The sequence below is a fragment of the Weissella hellenica genome, assembly GCF_005405545.1.
GTDB lineage: Bacteria > Bacillota > Bacilli > Lactobacillales > Lactobacillaceae > Weissella > Weissella hellenica.
Window position 1 is genome coordinate 1 of record NZ_BJEG01000003.1, and the last position, 15,022, is coordinate 15,022.

Consider the following 15,022-nt stretch of genomic DNA (forward strand, 5'->3'; position numbering starts at 1 on the left):
CAAAGCGTTCGACTTGCATGTATTAGGCACGCCGCCAGCGTTCATCCTGAGCCAGGATCAAACTCTCATTTTAAAAGTTTGAGTATAACTCAATTTTGTTGTTTTAATTGTTTAACAGAAGTTAAACGAATTTATTAGCGAATTGACCTCGCAAATGTTTTTGTTTCAAGCTTAATGCTTGAAGACCCTACACATTTGTTCTATCGAAACGATATTCAGTTTTCAAAGAACTATCTCATAGCCGTTTCGGCTAACAGTTACCTTTAAATTATAACATCTTGTTTGTTATTTGTCAACAAGCTTTTTTACTTGAACAATCAAGCAAATCCGTCACTCCTTAACGCAACTTAATAATCATATCTCACTAAATGATGATTGTCAACATTTAATTTGAATAAATTATTATTGAATTTAAATGAAGAATGTAATCTTTCCTGAAAACTCAACTTTTTAATAATACCGAATTTATAAAATAAATGCAAGCTTTTTTTTAAAAACATTAATCTAGTTGAATAACACCCGCCATATCAACATTTTTTAGCAAGCCGCTAATATCCCGCGCATTAATAAATTGTAACCCTAATAGATTCAAACGGTCTAAATTCAACAATTTTGAATCGATTGCTTCAAATGTATACAAAGAAACAAGATCTTCACTTGATTCTAACTCTTGTAAATGCCATGCGGCTAATTCACCAAAACGTAAATTATCAAATCCAATTCCTAATTCATCCCTCATACCATTAACAATGGAACCAAGTGCCGTATCCCCATCATGCTTATGCATTTTAACCGTATAAAACTTAGGCTTAGGTAACTCATCAGTCACTAAAAAATATGACTGATCATCTCGTGTAAATATAATTGTACCAGCAATTAATGACATGCTTATAGCCCCTTTTCTCTATTGATGTAATCTTTCTAGCGCTTCATTAATCATTATAGACCCTGATTTAGCAATCGTCTCAAAACCAATTGCTAAATGTTGATTAGTCCAATAATGATGTTGTGTAAACTTATAATCTTGATTTATTCTTTCTTTATCTATCGCTGCCTTATCATAACCGTCTAATACTGCCCTTCTTGATAAAGAAATCTTTTCACTATAAATATCAATATCTAAAACCATTACGGTCACTGTCTGTCCAACAACGAGTTCATCCCCAATCTCACGTATAAACGCAGAACGACATTCAGATATATGAATTAGGCCTTGATGATGATCATCTAATTGAATAAAAGCACCATATGGCTGAACACCCGTTACAATCCCCTCAACGACATCCCCAATGTGAAACATCATTATTTTATCTCCTATATAGTAGTTTATATGTATCCGAGAACTAATCTCGGTTTAAAATAAGTCTGTTAATTACTCACTAACAGTTGCTTTTAAGATCTTAATTTCGGTCTCTGGCTTATCTGCATAATCAACCTTTTGAACGGCCATCTTATCAATAATATCCATACCTTCAATAACTTGACCAAAGACAGTATGATGTTTATCTAACCAAGGTGTACCACCATTTTGACCATATGCTGATACAATTTCATCTGGTATAACGCCTGTCAATGAACGCAACATACGAGCTGGTACTTTATTAGCTTGCACGATAAAAAATTGTGATCCATTCGTATTAGGACCAGCATTGGCCATTGATAACGCACCACGTAGATTAAATACCTCATCGGAAAACTCGTCAGCAAATGGCTTTCCCCAGATTGATTCACCACCCATACCAGTACCAGTGGGGTCACCACCTTGAATCATGAATTCATTAATAACACGATGGAAGATAATCCCGTCATAATAACCTTGCTTAATCAAGCCAACAAAGTTTTCAACTGTCTTAGGGGCTTGTGCCGGGAATAATTGTACTTTTACATCACCCATCGTTGTTGATAGGGTCGCAATTGGTCCTGTTACTTCATCAATATTTAATTGTGGATATGTCATCATTTTCTACCTCTTAAGTTCTATTAAATACACTGTGGTTATTATAACATATAACTTACAGTGCCTTAAAAAAGTGATAAACTAGTATCTAAGTCATTTTAGTTAATCAAGTAATTATAGGAGCTTAAACATATAATGATTCAAATCATCGACATATTCCTCCACTTAGATGTTCATTTAAATAATTTAGTTAACACCTGGGGTGGTTGGTCATACGCCGCTTTATTTGCAGTTATTTTCATTGAAACCGGGGCCGTTGTGTTACCATTTTTACCTGGTGATTCATTACTATTCGCTGCCGGATCAATTGCTGCACTATCGGGTAATTCACTAAACCATTGGTTATTAATGCTATTATTTTGGATTGCCGCTTTATCTGGTGATTCGCTTAATTTCTTTTTAGGGCGTACTGTTGGTCTGAAATTAGTTCGTCATCCCATCCTAGGCCGCTTCATTAAAGAAAAACATCTTCAAGAAGCGAATAATTTTTTTGTTAAACATGGTAAGATGGCGATTATTTTAGGGCGTTTTCTACCAATTATTCGTACCTTAGTACCGTTTACTGCAGCTGTTTCTGGTTTCCGCTACCGTAATTTTATTATGTTAGAAATAATCGCTGTTACAGTATGGGTTATCGTTGCTGTAGAGGCTGGGTTCTACTTTGGTGGTAATGCATTTGTTAGTGAACATTTTTCATTAGTATTAATTGGCATACTATTAGTATCTGCCCTACCAGCTATTATTAGTGCCATTCGACAAATATTAATTAATAAAAAACAACAACAAATGAATAAATAATAAAATAAAAAGAGGATGGCTAAAACCATCCTCTTTTTATTTTATTTGTTATGATCAATAACAACATTACCCGCTTCAATTTCTTCAAAAGCTTGCCCAATAGGCTTTACTGAATCAAACTTTGCTAAAGTAGGTAATTCACCTTGTTCCAATTCATGTGCCCGCTTTGCTCCTAGAGCAATTAACTTATAACGTGAATCAACTTTTTCTAATAACTTGTCAACAGATGGGTATAAAATCATGCTTCCAACTCCTCAATCATCTTAATATACTCAGGTAATACGCGATTAACACGTAAACGCTCAACTTTAATAATATCTTTTATCCGATTAACTGCCAATGATACTTCATCATTTACCACCGCATAATCATAATTGGCCATCATACGAATTTCAGCAGTTGCTGCTGAAACACGCCGATCAATAACTTCCATTGCCTCGGTACCACGACCGATTAACCGTTCTTTCAACGCAGCTAAATCTGGTGGTGTTAAAAAGATATACGCCCCTTCAGGCATCTTTTCTTTTACTTGCAATGCACCTTGAACATCAATCTCTAGCAAAACATCACGTCCGGCAGCCAAAGTCTGGTCGATAAACTTTTTAGGAGTACCATAGTAATTACCGACATACTCAGCATATTCCAACATATCACCGTTTGCAATTTCTGTTTCAAATTCATCGCGAGTAACAAAAAAGTAATCTTCACCGTTTACTTCACCATTTCTAGGCTGTCTAGTTGTCATTGAAATAGAATATTGAAAATCAATATCTGGCTCCTCAAATAAGGCTTTTCGTACAGTTCCTTTACCTACTCCAGACGGTCCAGATAGTACGATTAATACGCCACGCTTCATGGTACACATACTCCTAACTTTTTTATCTAGTTGTTTAAATAACTATTTTACTCGCTTTTTGTCAGGTAAACAACTTTATTCGACTGAATTTTTATGTGTATGCGCTCTTTTTAACAAATCACGGGCATTTTCTTTGGCTGCTGTGGTTAATTCATTGCCCGATAACATCCGTGCTAATTCGTCAATGCGTTCCTTTTTTTCTAACTGACGAACAGATGTCTCTGTTCGCTTATCAATCACTTGTTTTTCAATAAAGAAATGATGGTCCGCAATTGCAGCAACTTGTGGTAAGTGCGTAATGGTTAAAACTTGAGAATACCGGCCGATTACTGCAATTTTTTCAGCAATTGCTTGAGCCACTCGACCAGACACACCCGTATCAACCTCATCAAAAATAATTGAAGTAATCCCTTGCTCACGAGAAAAAATTGTTTTCATTGCTAACATCATTCGTGATAGTTCACCACCTGATGCAATTTTTGCTAATGGTTTGGCACTTTCACCTAAATTAGTTTGAATATAAAACTCTACGCTATCCTGACCAGTCAAACTTAATTTTTGATTCATAAACTTCACCGAAAAAATGGCTTTATCCATGTATAAATCTTTTAGTTGTTCATGAATTTGGTCAGTTAATAATATCGCCGCATCAGTTCGAATTTCATGCATTTGTTGCGCTAATTGGTGCGCAGTTTGTTTAGCATCATGCAACTGATCTGCCAGGGCAGCAGCATTTTCTTCATTACCACCCATTTGCAACAATTCATTATCCACTTGTTGTTGGTGCTTTAACACATCAGTAACTGTTGCACCATATTTCTTTTCTAGTGAACGAATTAAATTTAACCGATCATCCACATAACGCAATCGTTCTTCATCAAAAGCTAAATTATCACGCACATTTAAAATTTCTGATGCTGCTTCTTGAAGCTCATAATATGCGCCTCGAACAGCTTCGGTTAATTTTGTATAACGTGGTGCTAATTCTTCAATATCTTCAAGTTCATTAACTGCTGTACCAATTGTTTCCAGTCCATTGTTAGCCCATTCACCTTCAAGTGCTTCATACGCTTTTGATAAAGCCGTTAAAACATCTTGAGAATTCGACAATTCTTGATACTCAGTTTCAAGTTCTTCTTCTTCACCAACCACTAAATTAGCTTCATTTAATTCATTACTTTGAAAACTCAACATGTCTAGGCGTTGTGCCCAAGCCTGTTCATCTGCTTGCCGCTTATGATATGCATCATTTAGTTGTTGATATTTTTTAAAAGCGCTTTGATAGGCTGATCGCACTGGTTGCAATTTTTTTTGTGCAAATTCATCTAACAAACCTAAATGTTGCTCTGGTTGCATTAATGCCTGGTGTTCATTTTGACCATGTATATCTACTAAATGTCGCCCTAACGATTTTAAAGCAGTTGCGTTAACCAATACATTATTAACACGAATCACATTCCGACCATTTCGATGTAACTCACGATGAATTAATAATTGATTGTCTTCGAGTAGAATGCCTAATGATTCAAGCACCTGCTGTAAAGCATCATTTGGTTCAACATCAATCAACCCTTGTAAAATTGCTTTATCAGCACCCTGACGGATGTAGTCTTGTGAACCACGACCACCTGTTAGTAATCCCACAGCATCAATAATAATCGATTTCCCAGCACCTGTTTCTCCAGTTAATACAGTCATGCCTGGTTCAAAACTAATATTTAATTTTGGAATAATTGCAAAATTTTGAATGGATAATTCTTGTAGCATGCCGCCTCCTATCCCATAAACAACTTATTGGAATTTTTGTGTCACAAATTTTTGGGCTTGTAATTCCTTTTTTAAAATCATTAAAACATCAGCATCATCACCCAGTATCCCAAATAATTCGTCAAAATCTGCTTCTTGTAAAGCTAATTTCAAAGCTGGACCCGTTCCAGGTGCTACTGAAATCATCACAAAGTTATCTTGTGTACGAATTGTTGTTGTCGGTTCCTGAATAATACGTTTAATATGTGCTAACGCATCAGCTTGTGCCACAACTGCATAAGCAAAACCGCCTACTTCTAAAGGTACTTTAACCAACTGCATTTCAGCAATATCACGCGAAATTGTTGCCTGGGTAACATCCCATCCCATTTTATTAAGTGCGTTGACAACGTCTTCTTGTCGCTGAATAGTCTGGTTTGCTATGAGATTACGAATCGCAAATTGGCGTTCTTTTTTAGTTTTTCTCATCTACTTTACCATCACGATGAGCATTTAGCTGTTCATGCGCCATTGTCACCACGGCTTCACGTTCGGCTAAAGTCATTGTACTGTCACCACCGTCTAATACCAAGTGAGCTAAAAATTCAATATTCCCTGAACCACCCTTAATTGGTGAATAGTCCAAACCAACAATACTAAATCCAGCCTCGTGGGCATAATCAGCTACTTTATTAATCACTTGACTATGTGTGGCTGCATCTTTGACAATACCATGCTTACCCACGGCTTCACGTCCTGCCTCAAATTGCGGCTTAATCAGTGTTGCAACTGAACCACCTGACGTTAGTATTTTTGATAATGGTGGCAAAATCAAATTCAATGAAATAAACGAAACATCGATTGTGGCAACTTGTGGTTGTCCATCTTTAAAATCTTCTGGCTCTGCATAACGAAAATTCGTATTCTCCATCACAATCACGCGTTCATCTGAACGTAATGACCACACTAATTGATTAGTTCCTACATCAAGAGCATAAACTCGTTTAGCACCATTTTGCAAAGAAACATCTGTAAAACCACCTGTTGATGAACCAATATCTAAAGCTGTTTTATCTTGTACATCAATGTTAAACACCTGTAAGGCTTTCTCTAGTTTAAAGCCTCCTCGCGACACATATGGCATCGGTGCCCCTTTTAAATGTAATTCAGTTGTAACGGGTATTTTTTCACCTGCTTTATCCATCCGTTGTTCATTTACGCCTAAAATTTCACCAGCCATAATTGCCCGTTTTGCTTGTTCTCGTGATGTAAATAACCCTTGTTGAACAGCCAAAACATCAACACATTCTTTTTCTACTGCCATACTTACTCCGTTATATCTTTAAAATAATCCAAAAATGAGGCTAATAATTGTATATCTAATTGTGTTAACTTGTTGAATGTATTCAACGATTCTTTTGCAATGTCGATTTGTTTTTGCAACATTTCTTTAGTAGTTGCGACACCAAGAATCGTTGGATATCCCTGAGGTTCAATTTTACCCGCATTATAATCATCTAAATCATCTTTAATTTGAAAAGCTAACCCATATGCCATCCCAAAATCGTATAAACTATTTTGTACTGCTTGAGTAGCGTTAGCTATAATTGCCCCTGCTTGTAAAGCGTATGCAATTATAGCCCCTGTTTTATGATAATGAATTGTTTGAGTTTCATTTAGCGTAACACCTTCACGATGCATCCCTGCAATATCAAGTACTTGACCAGCTACCATTCCTGAGGCACCGGCAGCTTTTGCTAGTGCCGTTACTAGCTGAACTTTTTGCTCAGATGAAATAGCAAGATTACCATTTGTTAGCCATTCAAAAGCCAATGGTTGCAAGGCATCTCCAGCTAAAATAGCCATATCTTCACCAAATGCACGATGCGTTGTCGGCTTACCGCGACGTAAATCATCATCATCCATTGCAGGTAAATCGTCATGAATTAGACTGTATGTGTGAATTAATTCCAAGGCACTAGCAGCTTTAAGAAAGTGATTAGTTGGTAACTGGTACGTTGTTAAAACAGCCAAAGTCAACATTGGACGCAATCGCTTACCGCCTGCCATTACGGCATACGTCATCGCATCACGTAATTGTGGTACAAACGAACTATTTGCTAGTTCATCAGCCAAAGTTTGTTCAATTTTGGGCACCATTACTTTTGAAAATTCTTCCCAATGCATCTATTTTATTCCCCTTTATTAAAATCACTCATACTACCATCAGCATTAACAATCTTAGCGAGACTTGTTTCTGCATTTTGTAACGTCTTTTGTAAATCTTGACTGATTTTAATACCTGTTTCAAATTGTTTTAGCGCCTCTTCTAGTGGCACATCACCTTTTTCTAGTCGGCTAACAATGGTTTCTAATGTTGCCAAGTTCTCTTCAAATGTTTTATCTGCCATGTTATTTTTCTTTCTTTTCTGTCACCTGAGCAACAATCTCGCCATCAGATAATTGCACCGTAATTTCATCTTTAACTGCTACCTGATTTAACTGATGAATGACTGTTGCATCTTTTCTAGTCACGCTATACCCACGGCTTAAAATTGCTAAGGGGCTAACTAGCTGTAAACTAGCTATCACATGCTTAAAATGTTGCTCAGCTTGCGTCATTTCATAATTCATACTTTGATTTAAACGCGGTACTAAATTTTGCAGTTGCTGATTTGGACGTTCAATTTTTAATGTCATTGCCCGTACTAATTTATCCTGCGCCATATCTAATCGTTGTAAATAGCCTTCGTATAAGCGTTCTGGATTCGTTAACACGTAGCTTTTTTGTAACCGAGCCAAATAGTTTTCCCGTTGCGTAATCTCTCGTTGTAAAATCGTCACTAATTGTTGTTGAGCCTGTTGTATCGATAACCAAAGATCTGCTAAGGGAACTGGCGTTGCGAGTTCTGCAGCTGCAGTCGGTGTTGCAGCACGCTTATCAGCAATAAAATCAGCAATCGTGGTATCCGTTTCATGACCGACTGAACTAATGATTGGTATATTAACAGTCAACAATCGGCGTACCAAGGATTCATCGTTGAAAGCCCATAAATCTTCAATTGAGCCACCACCACGCCCAATAATCAACACATCATAATCATTGGCCTGATTAACCGCATCAATTTGTTTGCTTAAAGATGGCACCGCACCACTTCCCTGCACAACTGCTGGATATAAAACGAGTTGGGCAATTGGGTAACGACGATTAACGGTAGTCATAATATCTCGAATAACAGCCCCACTTGGTGAAGTAATAACTGCAATTTTTTTAGGAAAACGTGAAACAGGCGCTTGTCGTGTATTAAATAAGCCTTCTTGTTCTAACTTGTTTTTTAATTGTTCGTAGGCTTGATACAACGCCCCAACGCCATCAGGTTCCAATGAATCAATAATTAAACTATACGAGCCGTTTGGTGCATATAAATCAATATGTCCAACAATGTTGACTTTCATACCAGGTTCTAAACGGAATTTTAGTCGATTAAATGCTGTTTTAAACATCGTTACTGAAAGGACAGCTTGCTCATCCTTTATTTTAAAATATTGATGACCTGATCGTTGCCGAAAGTTAGAAATTTCACCTGTTACATAGACTTTTTTTAAATATGGATCGGCAACAAATTTATGCTTTAAATAGGCAGTTAGTGCTGAAACTGTTAAATATTCTGCCATCCGTGCTCCAATTCTATATGATGATGATGTGCTGCTAATTCCACTGTTGTTTCTAACAACGTGGCAATTGTCATTGGCCCAACACCACCTGGAACTGGTGTAATCGCACCAGCAACTTTTTGGGCTGTATCAAAATTAACATCACCAACTAATTTATTGTTTGGTAAACGATTCATCCCCACATCGATTACCGTAGCGCCAGGTTTCAAATCAGCCCCCATAATCAAATCAGGGACACCAGTGGCAACGACTACAATATCAGCTGTTGCCAAAAGTTGTCGTCGTAAGTCAGCTGGCGTATAGCGATGTAAGAGTGTCACACTAACATTGGCTTTTTGCAATAAAGCGAACATGGGACGACCAACTAAAATTGAACGTCCAAGGACAACTGCATGTTTGCCGTCCAAGTCAATTGCTTCATGATGCAACATTGTCATCACACCACGCGGCGTATTAGCAACGGGATAATTACCTGTTTGACCTGCAAACAAGCGGCCACTATTTTCAGGATGGAACCCATCAACATCTTTTGCTGGTAAAATAGCTTCTTGAATTGTTTGTTCATTAATTTGTGATGGTACTGGACTTTGGACAAGAATAGCATCGACTGTTTCATCTTGATTCAATGCATTAATTTGCGTTAAAATTTCTTCCTCTGTTGCATCATTAGGGTATTTAAATGTTTTCGCATCAACACCCACTTTAGCTGCAGCACGTTCTTTACTACGTACATAAATTTCACTAGCTGGATCGTCACCCACCAAAATAACCGCTAATCCTGGTGTAATTGCTTGTTCCTTTAATACTGCCGCTTGCTTTGCTACAACTGCTCGTAATTTTTTAGCAATCGCCTTACCATCAATAATTTTAGCCATCTCACCCTCACCTTTTATTCATTGTTGTTGCATAAATTCTATCACAAAACGCTATTTTTAACCACGTCATTTATCCACAAAAAAAGCGAGCAAATCGCTTTAATATAGCGGTTTGCTCGTTCAAAAAACAGCATTTGATCTGTTAAAGCTATTGCATAAACATTATAGCTATTCAACAAAATAATGTTGATAAATCTTTAATAGTCCTGTACCGACGATTGCAATTGTCAAAAAATTAACAACAACCAATATTAATCCCTCTTTGAACGCAACCCCCAACGATAAATTGTAAACCCAATAATCACCCAAAGGCGCTACGATTAACCAAACGACAAGATTAGCAACTAGTTGCCAAATATTGAATAACACTAATTTTCTTGTCGTCAATTTACCAATTAAAACACCCAAACGTTTCGTTATCAGTCCAATAAATAAACCAAACAATCCATCTGCAATGACCCAAGTCCACCACGCCGTTCCATTATTAGTCAACGCATCACTCGTTGCATGACCGATAAACGCCGTTACAGCACCAACAACTGGTCCAAATATTGCGGTAATTAATGACAACCACGCATGCGCTAATGTCACATTGTCTGATGTATCACCGATTTGAACTGCTAAATATTTAAACAACACAATAAAAATAATAATGCCAACAATCGTCCCAATCACTTTATGCGCTGCGATAATATTATGTTTCATTATCTCACCCCTTTATAACAACAATTATTGATTTTTGGTTTCTGCTACCGGCTCATTTTCAGCTTGTTCTGCTTCTAGTTGTTCTGCTTGCTTAGCAGCCTCTTTATTAGCATTGATTTGTTCGATTTGTTCATTGAAAAAAATGGTTATTTTTTCAGCGACTGACGTTGGATCGTCTAAAAACGATTGCACTGAGGCGGCCTTTTTAATAAACAAATGTGATTTAGTCACTAATGGATGCTCTACAACCATATATAATGAAATTTCTTTTGCTTCATCATTGACGACAATTTTACGAATAGCATTCGTATAACGAATTGGTAAATTAATTAAATTCGTCTCAATTCGTAGAATAATTGGCTCTTCTTCATTGATGACTAAGGTATCACTGAAAATTTTACCAGCTGCCATTGCTTTTGTAACATCTGAAAACAATTCATCTAAATTAATGGTTGCTTGATCAGCTGCTTCAAAAGTCTTTGTAGTATAGGTTTCATTGGTTAAAATCTCAATGAAATCATTTCCTGTCATGTCCATGGGTTATCCCCTCTTCTTTAACTTTACATATAAGTTTAGCACACCAACCATATTTTACACTAGGCAACATCGTTAATAAGCTATCGTATGCTATTAAAAGCTCCCATAAATAATAATAAAAAAGCAAATTACCTAAAATAGGAAATTTGCTTTTTCATTATAGTCTGTCTTTATCTTTAGGCAATTGTTGTGATAAGATCACGATTTTTAATTTTTGAGGCTGCTTGTTCATCAATAATAACAGTAACATCATCGTGATTTTGCAAAACACTAGCAGGTACATCAGTTGTGACTGGACCTTCAACCATATCTGCAACTGCTTGCGCTTTGTTTTCACCATAAGCAACCAACAAAATCTTTTTTGACTTCATAATACTACCAATCCCCATTGAAAAGGCTTTACGGGGCACTTCATCTTCACTAGCAAAAAAACGAGCATTTGCTGCAATGGTTGATGGAGTTAAATCAACTAAACGAGTTTGCACATCAAATGGTGTACCAGGTTCATTAAAGCCAATGTGCCCATTTTGTCCTAATCCAAGCAATTGTAAATCAAGGGGATGTTCAGCAATCAGCGTATCATAGTATGCCGTTTGGGCCTCACTATCTTCATCTAAACCATTAGGAACGTATGATTCTTTAAATGGCTTTTGATTAAATAAGTGCTCTGCCATAAAATGACGATAACTTTGTTCATGGGTACCAGGTAAACCTTGATATTCATCCAGATTAATTGAAATTTTGTCTGAAAAGTCCAGGTCACTAGCAGTTAATTCCTTATAAATTGTAATTGGTGTTGAGCCCGTTGCCAGACCAAATACTTGCGCATTATCCGCCAAAGCCTCTTTAAAAATTTCAAAACCTACTTTTCCACCTGCTTGTTCATCTTTTAATTCAATAATCTTCATCATGATATCCCCTTTATCCGTTTTGGTATAGACCAATTATATACCACCATTTTATTTTTTGCAATAAAAAAGAAGTTGAGACAAAAGATAATGTCCCAACTTCTTAGTAAAACATGTATTAATGATGCGCCTAAAGTTTTGTAGCATAACCGCGTTTCAAGCGTCTGAAACCTCAATGTAACACGATTTAACTATTCACCTTTAACGGCTTTTTCTAGTGTATCCAAGGCACGTGAATGACTGGCAATATCAGCTAGTAAATCCTTTTCAAATTGGTCAACTGACTTAGCTGCTGTATCACGTGAACCGAAACGACGAATTGTAACAGTATCATTTGATACTTCTTCATCCCCGATTACCAACGTATATGGAATCTTCAAAGATTGCGCATTACGGATTAAGTAACCTAACTTTTCGTTACGGCCATCGTATTCAACCCGAACACCTTGCTTAACCAAACGATCTGCTAGAGATTGGGCAAATTCACCGTGAGCTTCCCGGTTGACTGGAATAATACGTACTTGATGTGGTGCCAACCATGTTGGGAAAGCCCCCTTGTACATTTCAGTTAGGTAAGCTGTAAAGCGTTCCATAGTCGAAATAATACCACGGTGAATCATAACAGGGCGGTGTAGTTCACCATCAGAACCAACATAGTTTACATCAAAGCGTTCTGGCAACAAGAAGTCCAATTGGATGGTTGATAGTGTTTCTTCACCACCCAAGGCTGTCTTGATTTGCACATCAAGCTTTGGACCATAAAAGGCTGCCTCACCTTCGGCCTCAAAGTACTCCAACCCCATGTCATCCATAGCTGTCTTCAACATTCTTTGGGCCTTTTCCCACATTTCATCATCATCAAAGTACTTTTCAGTATTTTGTGGATCACGATATGACAAACGGAAACGGTAATCAGTAATATCAAAGTCTTTATAAACATCGACCATTAATTGCAAAATTTTCTTGAACTCATCTTCAATTTGATCAAGCATAACGAACGTGTGACCATCATTTAATGTCATTTCACGTACACGTGACAAACCTGTTAAGGCACCTGACTTTTCGTAACGGTGCATCATACCTAGTTCCGCAATACGGAATGGTAAATCACGGTATGAACGTTGATGGTGCTTAAAGACCATAATATGTGAAGGACAGTTCATTGGACGCAATTCTAGGAATTCACCATCTCCCATGTCCATTGGTGGGAACATGTCATCACGATAATGATCCCAGTGACCAGATTGCTTATATAAGTTTAAGTTTGACAAAACGGGTGTATAAACGTGTTGGTAACCATCTTGTACTTCACGATCAACAATGTAGCGTTCTAACGTACGACGAATTGCAGCACCATTTGGCATCCAAACTGCTAATCCGGCCCCAACTTCTTGTGATGTAAAGAATAGATCTTGGTCGGCACCAATCTTACGGTGATCACGTTCTTTTGCTTCGGCACGGCGCGTCATTTCAGCATCCAAGTCTTCTGCATTCCAAAATGCTGTTCCGTAAATACGTTGCAACATGGGATTAGATGACTTACCACGCCAATATGCACCAGCAACTGAAGTCAACTTAAAGTGCTTAATCCAGCCGGTTGCTGGTACCAAACCACCACGGTCCAATTCAATATGCTCACCTTGAACAGCAATTGAAATATGCTCATCAGCAGGTAAATCATTAATCAACTCAATTTTGTAAGGATCCGCTTTGAACATTTCCAAAGCTTCATCACGCGTAATTTCACGTGAGACAATTGGTAAATTTTCCTTAGCAATACGCTTCATCATTTTTTCAATTTCTGGGAATTGATCAACTGAAATTTGATTACCTTCAACTTTATCCGTATCGTAATAGAAACCATTATCGATAGCTGGACCAACACCATAATGAATTTGATCAGGATACAAACGGTTCAAGGCTTGCGCCAATAAATGTGATACAGAATGACGTAGTAAGCGTAACCCTTCTTCTTCATCTTTCATAATTAACTCAAATTGACCACTTTGCTCAATAGCATCTTTCATACCAACATATTGACCATTTAATTTTCCTGAAACAGCCTTTTTTGCTAATGAAGTTGCGATACCTTTCGCAACTTCCATTGGTGTTGTACCCATTGGGTAAGTCTTTTGGGCACCATCTGGTAATGTTAGTTGTACGTCTGACATAATTATTACTCCTTTTCTTTCGTTGCCTGTTAATACATCATAAAATAAAAAGCGCCCCGTTATCGATTTTTAGCCGATAACGGGGCGCTTACACGCGGTACCACCCGAATTTATAACATATTTGTTACACTCAAAATCCCTTAACGCGGGAAACGTTGCTACTTAAATCGTAACACACTCCGAAATAGTACCGTTTATTTTATGTTGTCAACTTCCACCCCCGTTGACTCTCTGTAAACATAATTTATTAAACGACGTGTTTTCTTCAACGTTTTTATATTCGTTTATTATTATACCTGAAAATTTAAAAATTAAAAACTTTTTATTTGACTTGATCTTGTGCCGTTTTAATCAATGATTCTGTAAAATCTCGTAATGCTTTCGTTGCAGCTTGATCAGGACTTAAATTAACTTTGACCCCAGGTGCTCCTTTAATGGCACCCGTTTTTTCAAATTGCTGTTCAAATTTATCAATCGCAACAGCAAAATCATCACCGTAAAAATCATCACCAGATCCTGATACACCATACACCATACCACTCAAATCAGTATCTGCTAAATCCTCATAAAAATCTAGTGCCTCGTCTGGTAATGAACCATTATCAAATGTATATGGTACAACAACAACAATATCGGTTTCATCTGTATTAATGTCTTGTGGATCAATCAACTGAATATCTTCTTTATTAACAGCGACATTAGCTGATTTAAATGCAGCCACGATAACATCAGCTACATCTTCATTATTACCAGTAATTGTCGCAAAAAATACTCTGGCTTGCATACTCTTATTT

Annotated in this window: 18 protein-coding genes, 1 rRNA gene and 1 other annotated feature; of the genes, 1 reads left to right on the forward strand and 18 read right to left on the reverse strand. The window is 37.2% G+C overall.

Annotated features, from left to right (window positions below):
- The 4 genes from FFM61_RS02785 to FFM61_RS02800 form a co-directional block, all read right to left on the reverse strand.
- Positions 1 to 73, reverse strand: a 16S ribosomal RNA gene (locus FFM61_RS02785); the annotation flags it as partial.
- Positions 74 to 499: 426 nt separating this feature from the next.
- Positions 500 to 886 (reverse strand): hypothetical protein, encoded by a 387-nt coding sequence (locus FFM61_RS02790; RefSeq protein ID WP_074427231.1) that lies wholly within the window; start codon positions 884 to 886, stop codon positions 500 to 502.
- Between the two features lie 18 nt (positions 887 to 904).
- Positions 905 to 1,303 (reverse strand): CvfD/Ygs/GSP13 family RNA-binding post-transcriptional regulator, encoded by a 399-nt coding sequence (locus FFM61_RS02795; RefSeq protein ID WP_074427230.1) that lies wholly within the window; start codon positions 1,301 to 1,303, stop codon positions 905 to 907.
- A 69-nt stretch (positions 1,304 to 1,372) separates the two neighbouring features.
- A complete protein-coding gene (locus FFM61_RS02800) occupies positions 1,373 to 1,957 on the reverse strand; it encodes a peptidylprolyl isomerase (RefSeq protein WP_074427238.1) in 585 nt (194 codons plus the stop codon).
- Positions 1,958 to 2,092: 135 nt separating this feature from the next.
- Between FFM61_RS02800 and FFM61_RS02805 the strand changes: the two genes are divergently transcribed.
- Positions 2,093 to 2,755 (forward strand): VTT domain-containing protein, encoded by a 663-nt coding sequence (locus FFM61_RS02805; protein WP_074427229.1) that lies wholly within the window; start codon positions 2,093 to 2,095, stop codon positions 2,753 to 2,755.
- 41 nt (positions 2,756 to 2,796) lie between these two features.
- Here the strand turns inward: FFM61_RS02805 and rpoZ are convergent, their stop codons facing one another.
- The 14 genes from rpoZ to FFM61_RS02875 all read right to left on the reverse strand — a co-directional run bounded on the left by rpoZ (position 2,797) and on the right by FFM61_RS02875 (position 15,012).
- Positions 2,797 to 2,997, reverse strand: a complete 201-nt coding sequence (gene rpoZ / locus FFM61_RS02810; protein WP_042491557.1) for a DNA-directed RNA polymerase subunit omega — start codon at positions 2,995 to 2,997, stop codon at positions 2,797 to 2,799.
- Entirely contained in the window at positions 2,994 to 3,611 is a 618-nt protein-coding gene (gmk, locus tag FFM61_RS02815; RefSeq protein ID WP_074427228.1) for a guanylate kinase, read from the reverse strand. Before gmk ends, rpoZ begins: the two co-directional genes overlap by 4 nt.
- A 75-nt stretch (positions 3,612 to 3,686) precedes the next feature.
- Positions 3,687 to 5,378, reverse strand: coding sequence for a DNA repair protein RecN (gene recN, locus FFM61_RS02820; RefSeq protein ID WP_074427227.1), 1,692 nt, complete (start codon positions 5,376 to 5,378; stop codon positions 3,687 to 3,689).
- A 24-nt stretch (positions 5,379 to 5,402) separates the two neighbouring features.
- On the reverse strand, positions 5,403 to 5,846 hold the full coding sequence (locus FFM61_RS02825) for an arginine repressor (RefSeq protein WP_074427226.1): 444 nt from the start codon (positions 5,844 to 5,846) through the stop codon (positions 5,403 to 5,405).
- Positions 5,833 to 6,681, reverse strand: a complete 849-nt coding sequence (locus FFM61_RS02830; protein WP_074427225.1) for a TlyA family RNA methyltransferase — start codon at positions 6,679 to 6,681, stop codon at positions 5,833 to 5,835. Before FFM61_RS02830 ends, FFM61_RS02825 begins: the two co-directional genes overlap by 14 nt.
- A gap of 2 nt (positions 6,682 to 6,683) precedes the next feature.
- The gene (locus FFM61_RS02835) at positions 6,684 to 7,544 is read right to left on the reverse strand and encodes a polyprenyl synthetase family protein (RefSeq protein WP_074427224.1); all 861 of its coding nucleotides are present in this window, start codon (positions 7,542 to 7,544) and stop codon (positions 6,684 to 6,686) included.
- Positions 7,545 to 7,549: 5 nt separating this feature from the next.
- Entirely contained in the window at positions 7,550 to 7,768 is a 219-nt protein-coding gene (locus tag FFM61_RS02840; protein WP_074427223.1) for an exodeoxyribonuclease VII small subunit, read from the reverse strand.
- Position 7,769: 1 nt separating this feature from the next.
- Positions 7,770 to 9,032, reverse strand: a complete 1,263-nt coding sequence (xseA, locus tag FFM61_RS02845) for an exodeoxyribonuclease VII large subunit (protein ID WP_074427222.1) — start codon at positions 9,030 to 9,032, stop codon at positions 7,770 to 7,772.
- Complete coding sequence (locus tag FFM61_RS02850; protein ID WP_074427221.1) at positions 9,017 to 9,907, reverse strand: bifunctional 5,10-methylenetetrahydrofolate dehydrogenase/5,10-methenyltetrahydrofolate cyclohydrolase; 891 nt, start codon at positions 9,905 to 9,907, stop codon at positions 9,017 to 9,019. Before FFM61_RS02850 ends, xseA begins: the two co-directional genes overlap by 16 nt.
- A 168-nt stretch (positions 9,908 to 10,075) precedes the next feature.
- Entirely contained in the window at positions 10,076 to 10,612 is a 537-nt protein-coding gene (locus FFM61_RS02855) for an ECF-type riboflavin transporter substrate-binding protein (protein ID WP_074427220.1), read from the reverse strand.
- A 24-nt stretch (positions 10,613 to 10,636) separates the two neighbouring features.
- A complete protein-coding gene (locus FFM61_RS02860) occupies positions 10,637 to 11,149 on the reverse strand; it encodes a hypothetical protein (protein WP_074427219.1) in 513 nt (170 codons plus the stop codon).
- A 176-nt stretch (positions 11,150 to 11,325) separates the two neighbouring features.
- Positions 11,326 to 12,057, reverse strand: coding sequence for a glucosamine-6-phosphate deaminase (locus FFM61_RS02865; protein WP_074427218.1), 732 nt, complete (start codon positions 12,055 to 12,057; stop codon positions 11,326 to 11,328).
- Positions 12,058 to 12,248: 191 nt separating this feature from the next.
- Positions 12,249 to 14,228 (reverse strand): threonine--tRNA ligase, encoded by a 1,980-nt coding sequence (gene thrS / locus FFM61_RS02870; RefSeq protein WP_074427217.1) that lies wholly within the window; start codon positions 14,226 to 14,228, stop codon positions 12,249 to 12,251.
- A gap of 77 nt (positions 14,229 to 14,305) precedes the next feature.
- Positions 14,306 to 14,506: a binding site (T-box leader), on the reverse strand.
- 44 nt (positions 14,507 to 14,550) lie between these two features.
- Positions 14,551 to 15,012: a flavodoxin domain-containing protein gene (locus tag FFM61_RS02875; RefSeq protein WP_074427216.1), complete on the reverse strand. Its 462-nt coding sequence runs from the start codon at positions 15,010 to 15,012 to the stop codon at positions 14,551 to 14,553.
- Positions 15,013 to 15,022: the final 10 nt, after the last annotated feature.

What these genes read in the sequence shown, in the direction of transcription:
- rpoZ (WP_042491557.1), bottom strand. Translation starts at nt 2,997, where the DNA reads ATGATTTTATACCCATCTGTTGACAAGTTATTAGAAAAAGTTGATTCA.
- FFM61_RS02875 (WP_074427216.1), bottom strand. Translation starts at nt 15,012, where the DNA reads ATGCAAGCCAGAGTATTTTTTGCGACAATTACTGGTAATAATGAAGAT.
- FFM61_RS02865 (WP_074427218.1), bottom strand. Translation starts at nt 12,057, where the DNA reads ATGAAGATTATTGAATTAAAAGATGAACAAGCAGGTGGAAAAGTAGGT.
- FFM61_RS02790 (WP_074427231.1), bottom strand. Translation starts at nt 886, where the DNA reads ATGTCATTAATTGCTGGTACAATTATATTTACACGAGATGATCAGTCA.
- FFM61_RS02850 (WP_074427221.1), bottom strand. Translation starts at nt 9,907, where the DNA reads ATGGCTAAAATTATTGATGGTAAGGCGATTGCTAAAAAATTACGAGCA.
- xseA (WP_074427222.1), bottom strand. Translation starts at nt 9,032, where the DNA reads ATGGCAGAATATTTAACAGTTTCAGCACTAACTGCCTATTTAAAGCAT.
- FFM61_RS02855 (WP_074427220.1), bottom strand. Translation starts at nt 10,612, where the DNA reads ATGAAACATAATATTATCGCAGCGCATAAAGTGATTGGGACGATTGTT.
- thrS (WP_074427217.1), bottom strand. Translation starts at nt 14,228, where the DNA reads ATGTCAGACGTACAACTAACATTACCAGATGGTGCCCAAAAGACTTAC.
- FFM61_RS02805 (WP_074427229.1), top strand. Translation starts at nt 2,093, where the DNA reads ATGATTCAAATCATCGACATATTCCTCCACTTAGATGTTCATTTAAAT.
- recN (WP_074427227.1), bottom strand. Translation starts at nt 5,378, where the DNA reads ATGCTACAAGAATTATCCATTCAAAATTTTGCAATTATTCCAAAATTA.
- FFM61_RS02860 (WP_074427219.1), bottom strand. Translation starts at nt 11,149, where the DNA reads ATGGACATGACAGGAAATGATTTCATTGAGATTTTAACCAATGAAACC.
- FFM61_RS02835 (WP_074427224.1), bottom strand. Translation starts at nt 7,544, where the DNA reads ATGCATTGGGAAGAATTTTCAAAAGTAATGGTGCCCAAAATTGAACAA.
- gmk (WP_074427228.1), bottom strand. Translation starts at nt 3,611, where the DNA reads ATGAAGCGTGGCGTATTAATCGTACTATCTGGACCGTCTGGAGTAGGT.
- FFM61_RS02825 (WP_074427226.1), bottom strand. Translation starts at nt 5,846, where the DNA reads ATGAGAAAAACTAAAAAAGAACGCCAATTTGCGATTCGTAATCTCATA.
- FFM61_RS02830 (WP_074427225.1), bottom strand. Translation starts at nt 6,681, where the DNA reads ATGGCAGTAGAAAAAGAATGTGTTGATGTTTTGGCTGTTCAACAAGGG.
- FFM61_RS02795 (WP_074427230.1), bottom strand. Translation starts at nt 1,303, where the DNA reads ATGATGTTTCACATTGGGGATGTCGTTGAGGGGATTGTAACGGGTGTT.
- FFM61_RS02800 (WP_074427238.1), bottom strand. Translation starts at nt 1,957, where the DNA reads ATGACATATCCACAATTAAATATTGATGAAGTAACAGGACCAATTGCG.
- FFM61_RS02840 (WP_074427223.1), bottom strand. Translation starts at nt 7,768, where the DNA reads ATGGCAGATAAAACATTTGAAGAGAACTTGGCAACATTAGAAACCATT.